Below are 11,917 nucleotides of genomic sequence, written 5' to 3'. Positions count from 1 at the left end.
GTTCTTCTGGAACAAGGTCTTCGAGCGCATGAAAAGCCATCTGATGACGTGCTTCAAAGGTTTTACTGTCAGCATTTTTTGACATCATACGAATCACCCGTTTTCTTTTTATTATACACAAAAAAGCCCTCTAATTCACTAAGAAGTAGTGGTTTAGAGGGCTTTGTCTTCAGTCTGAGCGCACCCAAGGTGCGCCTTGATTATTTACTTATTCACTTAATTATTTTACCGTATCTTCCCAAGTAGAAATTTCTCCTAAGAAGATTCCACGGATTGCTTCTAGAGTCATTTCTTCAGTAGGGTTTTCATTATTTACTACTACTGCGATACCATCGATAGCAATTGCGTCGTGTTTTAAAGCTTCCATTTCCTCATCTTTTAATTCACGAGAAGCCATACCTAAGTCAGCGGTATCATTCATTGCTGCTTCCATACCTGCAGATGAACCGTTTGAAGTAATATTAATTTCAACGTTTGGTTGGAATTCTTTATAGGCTTCAGCAAGTTTTTCCATTAAAGGAGATACAGAAGTTGATCCAACAACTTCAACAGTTCCTTCTAATTCTGCAGTTGCTTCATAAGGAGCTAGCTCACTTTCTACTTCTTCACTTTCTGCTGCTTCTTCTGATTCTACTTCTTCACTTTCTGCTTCTACAGTTTCATCTAACTCTTCGCCAGCAGGTGTTACGCTGATGTATCCTTCTTCTTCAACTACTGCTTGTCCTTCTTGAGAATGAATGAATGTTAAAAAGTCATTTGCAACTTCAGATAATTCTTTTTCTGCTGACCATGCAACATTAAATGGACGAGCGATTGGATAGTCTCCAGCTTTGATAGCTTCAGGAGTCGCTTCAGAACCATCAACTTTTAATGCTTTCACTGAATCATCAAGTGATCCTAATGAGATATATCCGATTGCTGAAGGGTCTCCAGCAACTGTTTGCATTACACCAGATGTTTGGTTTTGAACAGTAGCATTTTGCGTAGTTAGGTCGTTATCATCTTCATCAACAACACCGACAATTTCAACAAATGCGCCACGGGTACCTGAACCATCTTCACGACTAATTACATTAATTGGCCCTTCTTGAGCCATTGCTGGAACAACTACCGACAACCCTAAACCTGCTACAGCTACTAATAGTAAAGCTTTTAATGATTTTTTCATTAATTACATCTCCTTAAATTTTATCAAATCAGCAACACAACTACATTGCCAACATCGAACTCACTCAACGTTAGCACATTCATAGTATACATAAAATTTGTAAATTTAATGTAAATTTAGTGTTAAGTTTGAGTAAATACTAGTGATTTAAATCAACTATCTCTGCTTTTTTAAGATATACAATTCGCTCACAAATATTAGTGACATAGTCACCAATTCTTTCAATTGAATTCCCAATTGCTAGATAGTTAATTCCTGTATTAACAGACTCTCTATTCTTTTCCATTCGTAAAGCAGAGTCATTATAAAGTTGTTTAAGACAGGCATCAACTAATTCGTCACGGTCGGCAATCTCTTGTGCTTTTACCGCGTCTCTTTCCGAAAAAGCTTCTAGAACATCATTGATCATTTCAAAAACCATTTGAGCCATTTTATTTATTATTTCTGTTAAGGATTTAATTTTTTCTGTATCTTCATTAGTTCGATTAACATTTTTTGCTATTAAAACAGCATGGTCACCTATTCTTTCTAAGTCAACACTGATGCTCATTACTGTAAAAATCAAACGTAGATCTTCCGCCACGGGTTGTTGTAAGGCGATTAAACGATAAGCTTCTTTTTCAATCTCATTGGCTAATTGGTTAATTTCTTGATCTGCTTCTTTTAATTTTGAAGCTGCACTGGTGTCGTCATTATTGAATGCGTTAATAGCTAAATGCACATTTTCGATGACTGCTGTTGCTTGTTCTGATAACTTATTTGAAAAGTCTTCTAAATCCTTTGTGTAAATATTTCTCATGATTGACTCCTTTCAAGTGTCTATCCAAAGCGTCCAGAAATATAATCTTGCGTTTGATCATTAGCTGGATTCGAGAAGATTTTTTCGGTTTCATCGAATTCAACCACTACACCTTCATAGAAAAAGGCAGTTTTATCAGAAATACGTCCGGCCTGTTGCATATTGTGCGTAACGATAATTACGGTATATTTTTTCTTCAATTCACTCACTAAATCTTCGATTTTGTTTGTTGAAATAGGGTCCAAAGCAGAAGTCGGTTCATCCATTAGAATAACTTCAGGTTGGTTGGCAATTGCACGCGCAATACAAATTCTTTGCTGCTGACCACCAGATACGGCAGTAGCATTTTGATGAAGCTTATCTTTAACCTCGTTCCAAATAGCTGCCCCTTTTAAGGACTCTTCTACTATTTGATCTAATTGTGTTTTATCTTTGATACCGTGAGTTCTTGGTCCGTATGCAATATTGTCATAGATAGACTTTGGAAAAGGGTTGGGTTGTTGGAAAACCATTCCGACTCTTTTACGTAAATCATTAACATCCATCCGTTTATCGTAAATATCCATGCCATCCAAAGCAACTTTTCCATCCACTCGTGTACCCGGTGTCAAATCTTGCATTCTATTTAAAATTTTTAAGAAAGTAGACTTTCCACAACCAGAAGGTCCGATAAGGGCTGTTACCAAATTTTCTTCTATTTCCATATCAATATTTTTTAAGGCATGAAACTCACTGTAATAAAAGTCTAAATTTTGAACTGAGAATTTTGATCTGTTTGCCATTTTATTTTCCTCCTGAACCTAATCGAGCGCCTAAGAGTGTAGATAGCCAGTTGATAATTAAGACCAGCAATACCAAAACCGCTCCTGTTGCATAAGCTTCTTTAACGTGAAAACCTTCTGAAGATAAAACATACATATGTGTAGCCAATGTTCTACCCGAACTCAATAGGTTTTTAACCATACCTGAGGACGTACCCATCGTATAAATTAAGGCCGCCGACTCCCCTACAATACGGCCAATTGCTAAGATAATTCCGGATAAGATACCTGGCATAGCAACAGGAAGAACAACTGTAAATATCGTTCTTAATTTACCAGCACCCAGAGCTAAGGAACCCATCCTTAAAGAATTATTAACCGAAAGTAAAGCTTCTTCTGTTGAAGAAATAATGATTGGTAAAATCATAATGGATAACGTTAAAATGCCAGCAATGTGAGAATAGGTTTTAAAAATTACATTCACAAACAGTAACATCCCGAATAAACCATAAACAATTGAAGGAACCGCAGCCAGTGTATCGGTTGCTAACCGAATCCAATGTACATATCGATTTCCACGGTCTGCATACTCAACTAAATAAAAAGCTGAAAAGACTCCGATTGGAGCAGATATTAAAAGTGAACAGCCAATCATAATTAAGGTTGAAATAATAGCAGGCATCATCGATACATTGTTTGAATTGTATTCCCAGGCAAAAAGTTGAGTGTTCATAACCGGCAAGCCGTTCCAAAGAATGAAACCGATGATAAAGAGCAACATACCTATGGTAAAAAAGGCTGCTAGCCAAACAATAAAGCGAATGATTTTTGCGCTCATTAAGTTCTATCTCCTTTCGATTTAATCCACATGAAGGTACCGTTAATAATTAAGATAAAAACAAATAACATTGAGGCTGTCATAATTAGTGCGTGCTGGTGATCACCACTTGCATATCCCATTTCCAACACAATATTGGTAGTCAGTGTTCTTGTTCCTTCAAACAAGCTTTTAGCCAACCTTGGTTGATTTCCAGCAATTAAAACAACCGCCATTGTTTCACCAATCGCACGACCAATCCCTAAGATAATGGCAGATAGAATACCAGATTTAGCCGCTGGGACAATGACATTTAAAACAGATCGCTCATGAGTAGCACCAAGACCCATTGAGGCATTATAATAGTGTCTCGGCACCGCTCGAATAGCTGCTTCTGAAAGTCCAATTACAGTCGGTAGAATCATTACACCTAATAAGACCGAAGCTGTCAGTATATTCATTCCATTATTAGCTGGTAAAAACTTTAATCCTCTGATGAATGGAACCATCATTTGAAGAGCAAAAAAACCATAAACGATTGAAGGAATGGCTGCCATTAAGTTAATTGCTGGCTTAAAGATTCTATATAAAAAATCTGGACAAAAATATGCCATAAAAATAGCCGTTAGAACTCCAATGGGAACTCCAACAACAATAGCGCCAACCGTAACATAAATAGACCCCATAATGAAAGGGAAAATACCATAAAGAGGCTCTTTCCAAGAAGGCTGCCACTGCTGACCTACAAAGGTTTTTAAGAAGCCATGCTTCATTAGAAAAGGAATTCCACCTTGGAATTTCCAAACTCCGTCATCAACTGTTCCACCTACAAAGATGAAATAGAAGATTAAAACAATTGATAAAATAGATAAGAATGCACAAAACATAAAGACATATTTCATGAATCTTTCTAGCACTTTGCCCTGCATTAAGACAACTCCTCCACAATTTACTTGACTACAATAACTCTTGCATTGATAGTACATTGTTATTGTACTTCACCTATGTAAATTCTTTGTAAATTTTCAGCAAATAATGTTACAAATATGTTACAAGACCCTGGGTGAAGGGCTTTCTTATAACATTCTTAACTGTAAGCGTCATCATTAATTAGGGAGAATTATCGTAAACGATGTCCCTACCCCCACTTGACTTTTTACCTCGATTTTACCACCCATCATTTTGACTAAATTGCGCACAATCGAAAGCCCAAGGCCTGTTCCACCTGAATTTCGACTGCGCGCTTTATCAACTCGGTAAAACCTTTCAAAGATTCGATCCATCTCTGTTTCGGGTATCCCTATTCCTGTATCAGCAACAGTTAATTCAATTTTTTTCTTTTTTTCTTTAATACTAATTGTTATTTGACTGCCTTCATCTGAATAGTTAATAGCATTGTCTAATAGATTGGTTAAAATTTGCTCAAAGCGATATTGGTCTGCTTTCAAAGCAATATTGTTATTAGAAATCAATTCGACCTTAATTGATTTTTGAGCAGTTTTTTGAGAAAGAAACTCGATCATATTTTCTGTTACTTTATCCACATAAAAGCTTGATCTAGGTAAATTATTTTCACTTTTTTCAACACGAGATAACTCAAGAATATCTTCAATAATCATTTCCAGTCGATTACTTTCTTTGGCAATAATGTTAACAAATTTATTAGCTGCCTTCTTATCTTTTAGCGCTCCGTTTAAGAGTGTTTCTGCAAAACCTTTGATAGCAGTCACAGGTGTTCTTAGTTCATGTGAAGCGTTGGCTACAAATTCACTTCTTACCGTTTCTAAACGACGGATTTCAGTTATATCATAGAGTAATACCAAAAAAGACATTTCACTGGCTTGATATTCTTGATAGGAAAGGATATTGACATCCAAGAATTTTGATTTAGGTACATAAACTTCTACTTCTTCTTGTACAGGCAAATGTGTTTGCATCACTCGATTAATCAAACTGATTAATTGAAAAGATTTTAAAATTGCTTGGTAAGGACGCCCAATTACTGTTGGCGACAGTCCTAAAATTTTTCCTAAAGCTGGATTCATGAGATCAATCTTTCCTTGAGAGTCAATGACTAATACTCCAAGGTTGATGTTCTCCAGTAATAAAGAGTATTGCTGTTGTCCAGAAATCAGATCATTGCGGTCTTCTCCCAAATACTTGACAATATCGGTAACTGATTGTCCTAATTGATTAACTTCGGGAATCGAATGTTCAAGGTATTCATAATGATAATCGGAATCTCTAACCTTTTCTATCCCTTGCCTTATTGATTGAATCGGACCCGTAGTTTTTAGCAAGGCTAATCGAATAGCTAAGAATATAAGGGAAAGCTGAACCATAATATAAATTGCTACCAGCTTCCAATATTCTTGCCATTTGAAAGAAAAGTAGTTCTTATCGACCGATTCAACCAACCAAACAGTTTGTTTGTTCCAATTTAATTTCTTACCAGCATAGATCCGTTGATCAGCTCTCCAGGAAATTATATTTTGACCTTTATTTTTAATAATCTTTTGATGAATGAGACTCAGACTGCTCTTTGTATTACCTTCTTTTGAATTTCTCCATAAAGTATTGGGTACTAAGCGATTTTTCGAATTATTTCTTTGAGAAATTAAAAAAACCTCGCGATCTTCACCACTAAAGATACTATCTAGGTCTTGATAATAATCTTCTATCCGACTTTGATCTTTAATGAATATGTAAGCTGAATGAGTTTGCACTTGATCTTGTAAAATCGTATAAATTGTCTGCTCAATTTGTCTGTAACCCAAATAAACTAAAGATAAAATACCTATCATAAATAGGACAATTCCTAGTCCCAATTGTCGGCGTCTTTGGCTCGGGTCTATCAGTTTCATGCTTGTGGTACCTCAAATTTATAACCAAACCCTCTTACCGTTTTAATATATTCAGGACTTTTTGTGTCGCTTTCAATTTTTTCCCTTAAATGTGAAATATGGACATCGACGATACGCGTTTCACCCGCGTAGTCAAAATTCCATATGTTATTAAGCAGTTGATCACGACTAAGTATACGCCCTTTTCTAACTGCCATATAGAGTAAGAGTTCAAACTCTTTGGGCGTTAAATCAATTGATTTACCATCACATATCACTTCATAGCGGTCTGGAAATATTTCTAACTTACCGAGCCTTATCACATCATTTGAATTCTCAGATGCATTAGTAGGAACTTGTAGAGGTGTAATATCTACTGATTCTGTCTGACTTTCAACCTCTTTTACATTCTTTTCGCTACTTTGCATCCTACGCCCAATTGCCTTAATTCTGGCAATAACCTCCCTTGGGCTAAAAGGCTTGGTCATATAATCATCTGCTCCTAATTCTAAGCCAATAATCTTATCATATTCATCATCTTTGGCCGTCAACATTAAAATAGGTGTTTCAATTTTTTCTTGACGCACACGGCGACATACATCCATTCCATCCATTTTTGGAAGCATAATATCTAAAATGATAAAGTCAAACTTTTCTTTTTTAATCAATTTATAAGCGGTCTTACCGTCTTCTGCAGTGACCACATCAAAACCAGCTTGATTTAAATTGTATTCTAATAACATTAATATCGATTGTTCATCATCGACAACCAGCACTCTTTTCATAGCCAACCTCCTAGGATCTCTAAGTACTTTCTTATTCTATCAGACGCCTTCATCTATTAAAAGATATCTTCTAATCAATAGCTTTCACTACTATAAAAAGACCTCCCTTTAAAAGAATAGGGAAGTCTTTTAAATTTCTATTTAAAAAATTTGTTAACAGCTCTTTTTGCTGCTAAAACACCTAATAGATAGCCCAAAACCAGCAAAATACCAGATATATACAAGATATTAGGATAAATAGGCATGGCATACTCCGGATTAAAAGCCAGTAACTCTTGAGCCAGGCTAAGGATTGCTTGGTAGGAAAAATATAAAACAATACTGGCTATGGCAGCGCCTATAATTCCTACACTTCCCCCTTCAATAACGAAAGGTGCCTTTATATAAGATTTTTTTGCACCTACCAGCTCCATGATTTCAATTTCTCTTGAGCGCGACTGAATAGTTACTTTAATTGTGTTGGAGATAAGTAAGATAGCTATCAGAATAAAAACAGCTCCTAAAATAGCTATAGCATATCGCATAATTTCAATTGTTTGGATCAAGCTCTCAAGATTGACTGAACCAATATTAGCACTTTGAACCCATTTTAATTTTTGAACTTTTTTGGTTACTTGCTCTAATGAATTAGCTGAATTTACAGTGACTAAGTACATATTGTTAAGAGGATTTTGATCCATTAAAACATCAAAATCTTCTGTAATAACTTCTTGGTAAGACTCTAATTCTTCTTCTGCCGACCGATAGACAACTTTAACAACATTATCCATCGCTGCAATTTCATCACCAAGTTTTCTCTCATCAGCAACCTCTGCTAAAGGATCAATCATCACTCGTACTTGAATCTCATTTTCAATCGTTTCTGTCAATTGATTAATATTCAATACGAGAACAAAAAAGGTGCCTAATAAAAATAAAGTTAGACTCATAACTACGATTGATGCAGAAGTCAGCCAGCCATTTCGAAATAAATTTCTCATTCCGTCTCTAAAATGACGAATACGGGATCTAATCCATTTCATTTTTTACACCTCTTTTTATATCTCTTACCAATCTACCTTGGTGCATTTGTAAAATTCGGTGAGGGTGGGAGTTAACGATATTATCATTATGAGTTCCCATTAGAATAGTTACTCCAGAGCGATTAACTTTTTCTAAAGCTCGCATTATCAAAACTGCACTGGTTGGATCTAAATTACCCGTCGGTTCATCCGCCACAAGCACTTGAGGACGATTAGCTAAAGCTCTCGCTATGGAAACCCTTTGTTGCTCTCCACCTGACAACTCGTTCGGTAATTGATGCATTTTAGACTTTAAACCAACGATATCAAGAACTTCCAACACACGTTTTTTAATTTTCTTTTTACTCTCTCCTGTAACTTCTAATGCATAAGCAATGTTTTCAGCTACTGTAAATTGGTGTAAAAGTTTGAAATCTTGGAAAACTACACCAACTTGCCTTCGTAATAGGTGAACTTTCCTTTCAGCTAAGTCATGCGCTTTAAACTGATTAACAATCACTTGTCCGCTTGTAACTTTTTCTTGACGATTTAACAATTTCATCAGCGTAGACTTCCCCGAACCACTAGGTCCTACTAAATAAACAAATTCTCCCTTATTTATCTCGAGACTCACATCTTTAACAGCCCATATTCCATTACCATACTGTTTGCTCGCTTTAATTAGCTTAATCAACAATTTCACCTCACATACTAGTAATTCTTCACTCTTTATTACTTATTTTTCTTCTTGGATATTCCACCTTAAGTAAGCATCAATAAAAGGATTTAATTCTCCATCCATTACAGCGTCGATATTCCCCGTTTCATAATTCGTTCGATGGTCTTTTACCATTGAATAAGGGTGGAAAACATAGGACCTGATTTGTGAACCCCAGGCATTATCTTTTTGCTCACCTTTTATCGCTTGTAATTCAGCTTCTTTTTCTTCCACTTCTTTTTGATAAAGTTTTGCTTTCAAGAGGCTCATAGCTTGCTCTTTATTTTGAATTTGTGAACGATTGGATTGACTTTGAGTAACAATTCCTGTCGGAAGATGTGTAATTCGAACGGCAGAAGAAGTTTTGTTTATATGTTGTCCGCCAGCTCCTGAAGCTCTATAAGTATCGATACGTAAATCTTCAGGATTTACTTCTAGCTCAATCGAACCATCAATCATCGGAGTAACATCAATTGAACAAAAGGAAGTGTGTCTGCGCGCATTAGAATCGAAAGGCGATATCCGTATGAGACGATGAACCCCTTTTTCCGACTTCAGATGTCCATAAGTTTTATAGCCAGAAACCTCAAAAGTAGCGCTTTTAATGCCTGCTTCATCCCCATTTTGATAATCTATAAATGTTATCGCATAATGATTGTGACTCGCCCAGCGTTCATACATTCTCAACAACATTTCGCCCCAATCTTGGGATTCTGTCCCTCCCGCTCCTGGGTGAATTTCCATAATCGCATTGAGATGGTCATGATCTCCCGACAAAAGAAGAGATAGTTGATAATCATCAATTTGTTTATTGAGTAAGACCAGCTTTTCTTCTAGCTCTTTTTGTAATTCAGGATCTTGGCCTTCTTCAATAAGCTCTAGTCCAATCATTGCATCATCCAGTCCTTCTTCTAATTGATAAAAAGAGTTTTTTTCGAGTTTACATTTATTTAATTCTTGAATTAAAGATTGAGCAGCTTGATTATCGTCCCAAAAATCTTCCTTTAACATCTTCGATTCCATTTCAGCAACGTCTGCTTCCAATTTATCGATGTCAAAGGGACCCCCTTATTTTTTCAATATTAAGTTGGGCTGATTCTATTTGGTCCTTAATTTCATATATTTCCATCATATCACCTTACTTTTTAAAATTGACACAAAAGGTCCTTTGGAGTTAATCCGCAGGACCTTTGCTATTCTGTCATATTAGCCTTTTAATGTTTTTACACTTTGGTGTTTAGGCATTGAACTTGGTTTTACCCGAGGGTTTGTGGAATTAACTTGCTCCCTCTCCAAATTCTGACGAATTTGTGCCTTCATTATGAATCGAGTGATGTCATATTCAATTGCAGCAATCATTTCTTGGAAGCGATCAAAGCCTTCTGTTTGATATTCTGTTAGAGGGTTCGTTTGAGCGTATGCTCTTAGACCAACACCTTGACGTAAATGATCCATCGCATCAATATGGTCTGTCCATTTCGAATCAACCACACGCAAAATAATTACTTTTTCAAATTCTAAAACTTGTTCAGGACCATTTAGTAAAGCAATTTTCTCATCAAAAGCCGACACAGATTCATTATACAAATAATTTATTAATTCTTCTCTGCTCTTACGTTCTAAGTCTTTTATTGAGATTTTTTCTGGACTAAATAATGTGTTGTGAACGAAGTCCAATAGACTGTCTAAATTCCAATCCTTTTCATCGTTTTCAGTAGCATAGGCCACTTCACGCTCGATGGTCCGTTTAATCATTGCTTTAATATGAGGTGTTAAGGTTTCTTCTTCATTAATCACCGCCAATCTTTGACCATAAATAACTTCTCTTTGCTCACGCATAACTTCATCGTACTCTAAAACACTCTTACGAGTATCGTAATTATTACCTTCCACTCTCTTTTGGGCTGATTCAACTTGACGAGATAACATCTTACTTTGAATAGCAAGATCTTCTCCTTCATTGTTGTCGTCTGTCATATTCAGTTTTTCCCAAACCTTTTGAATTCTGTCTGATCCGAAACGTCGCATCAAATCATCTTCTAGTGATAAATAGAATTGTGATGCCCCGGGATCTCCTTGACGTCCTGCCCGTCCACGTAACTGGTTATCAATTCGACGTGATTCGTGACGTTCAGTTCCGATAACAGCGAGTCCGCCTACTTCTTTAACTCCTGATCCTAACTTAATGTCGGTTCCCCGTCCAGCCATATTGGTCGCGATGGTTACCGCACCTCTTTGACCGGCAGCCATAACAATTTCAGCTTCTTTAAAGTGATTTTTAGCATTCAAGACTTCATGAGGAATACCTTCTTTTGTTAATAATTTTGATAGGTACTCTGAAGTTTCTACAGCCACTGTCCCTACTAAAATAGGTTGCCCTTTAGCATGACGTTCTTTGATTTCTTCTACGACGGCAGCAAATTTAGCTTTTAAGTTTGGATAAAGCAAATCTGGGTGGTCTTTTCTAATAACTGGTCGATTGGTTGGGATTGAAACGACGTTAATATTGTAAATTTCTCTAAATTCTTCTTCTTCCGTCTTAGCCGTTCCCGTCATTCCAGATAATTTTTCATACATACGGAAGTAGTTTTGGAAAGTAATCGTTGCCATTGTCTTGGACTCATCTTGGATTTCAACATTTTCTTTTGCTTCAATCGCTTGGTGAAGTCCATCTGAATAACGACGACCGTCCATAATACGACCTGTAAATGGATCGACAATCTTAACTTCCTCTTCGTCTACCACATAGTCAATATCATGAATCATAATGTAATTTGCGCGTAAAGCTTGATCAATATGATGAACCAGTGATGAATTTTCAACATTATACAGGTTTTCTAAGCGAAAGATTTTTTCAGCCTTGTCAACTCCAATATCTGTTAAAACAATTGACTTAGAAGTCAAATCAATGGTGTAGTCTTCTTCTTCTTTCAATCCCTTAACAAAATAATCTGCCCGATTATAGAGGGCTGTCGATTTCTCACCTTGACCAGAAATAATCAACGGTGTACGAGCCTCATCAATT

The 11,917-nt window shown here is 36.3% G+C and carries 11 protein-coding genes; all 11 read right to left on the bottom strand.

Annotated elements, in window-relative coordinates:
• Nucleotides 1-220: 220 nt before the first annotated feature.
• On the bottom strand, nucleotides 221-1,168 hold the full coding sequence (locus ACQV2O_RS07910; RefSeq protein ID WP_428875492.1) for a substrate-binding domain-containing protein: 948 nt from the start codon (nucleotides 1,166-1,168) through the stop codon (nucleotides 221-223).
• Between the two features lie 139 nt (nucleotides 1,169-1,307).
• Complete coding sequence (gene phoU / locus ACQV2O_RS07905) at nucleotides 1,308-1,967, bottom strand: phosphate signaling complex protein PhoU (protein WP_428874185.1); 660 nt, start codon at nucleotides 1,965-1,967, stop codon at nucleotides 1,308-1,310.
• Nucleotides 1,968-1,987: 20 nt separating this feature from the next.
• Nucleotides 1,988-2,749, bottom strand: a complete 762-nt coding sequence (gene pstB / locus ACQV2O_RS07900; RefSeq protein ID WP_428874184.1) for a phosphate ABC transporter ATP-binding protein PstB — start codon at nucleotides 2,747-2,749, stop codon at nucleotides 1,988-1,990.
• A gap of 1 nt (nucleotide 2,750) precedes the next feature.
• Nucleotides 2,751-3,566, bottom strand: a complete 816-nt coding sequence (pstA, locus tag ACQV2O_RS07895) for a phosphate ABC transporter permease PstA (RefSeq protein WP_428874183.1) — start codon at nucleotides 3,564-3,566, stop codon at nucleotides 2,751-2,753.
• The gene (gene pstC, locus ACQV2O_RS07890; protein ID WP_428874182.1) at nucleotides 3,566-4,474 is read right to left on the bottom strand and encodes a phosphate ABC transporter permease subunit PstC; all 909 of its coding nucleotides are present in this window, start codon (nucleotides 4,472-4,474) and stop codon (nucleotides 3,566-3,568) included. Before pstC ends, pstA begins: the two co-directional genes overlap by 1 nt.
• 177 nt (nucleotides 4,475-4,651) lie before the next feature.
• Nucleotides 4,652-6,409 carry a two-component system histidine kinase PnpS gene (gene pnpS, locus ACQV2O_RS07885; protein ID WP_428874181.1) on the bottom strand — a complete coding sequence of 586 codons (1,758 nt, stop codon included), beginning with the start codon at nucleotides 6,407-6,409 and terminating at the stop codon, nucleotides 4,652-4,654.
• Complete coding sequence (locus tag ACQV2O_RS07880; RefSeq protein WP_428874180.1) at nucleotides 6,406-7,173, bottom strand: response regulator transcription factor; 768 nt, start codon at nucleotides 7,171-7,173, stop codon at nucleotides 6,406-6,408. The genes pnpS and ACQV2O_RS07880 overlap by 4 nt, the downstream gene beginning before the upstream one ends.
• Nucleotides 7,174-7,310: 137 nt before the next feature.
• Entirely contained in the window at nucleotides 7,311-8,195 is an 885-nt protein-coding gene (ftsX, locus tag ACQV2O_RS07875) for a permease-like cell division protein FtsX (RefSeq protein WP_428875491.1), read from the bottom strand.
• Nucleotides 8,182-8,868 carry a cell division ATP-binding protein FtsE gene (gene ftsE / locus ACQV2O_RS07870; protein WP_428874178.1) on the bottom strand — a complete coding sequence of 229 codons (687 nt, stop codon included), beginning with the start codon at nucleotides 8,866-8,868 and terminating at the stop codon, nucleotides 8,182-8,184. The genes ftsX and ftsE overlap by 14 nt, the downstream gene beginning before the upstream one ends.
• Before the next feature lie 42 nt (nucleotides 8,869-8,910).
• Nucleotides 8,911-10,021, bottom strand: a protein-coding gene (gene prfB / locus ACQV2O_RS07865) for a peptide chain release factor 2 (RefSeq protein ID WP_428874177.1) whose coding sequence is annotated in 2 segments (ribosomal slippage) — nucleotides 8,911-9,948 and nucleotides 9,950-10,021 — 1,110 coding nt in all. Because the reading frame shifts where the segments join, the coding sequence is not laid out codon by codon here.
• A 77-nt stretch (nucleotides 10,022-10,098) separates the two neighbouring features.
• Nucleotides 10,099-11,917 (bottom strand): preprotein translocase subunit SecA (locus tag ACQV2O_RS07860; protein ID WP_428875490.1); only part of this gene is annotated, 1,819 nt, incomplete at its 5' end.

The organism is Facklamia sp. P13055 (assembly GCF_050409445.1).
In the GTDB taxonomy this organism is placed as follows: Bacteria; Bacillota; Bacilli; order Lactobacillales; family Aerococcaceae; genus Facklamia.
The sequence above is the reverse complement of the archived record's forward strand: the minus strand, read 5'-3'. Positions and strand labels throughout refer to the sequence as shown.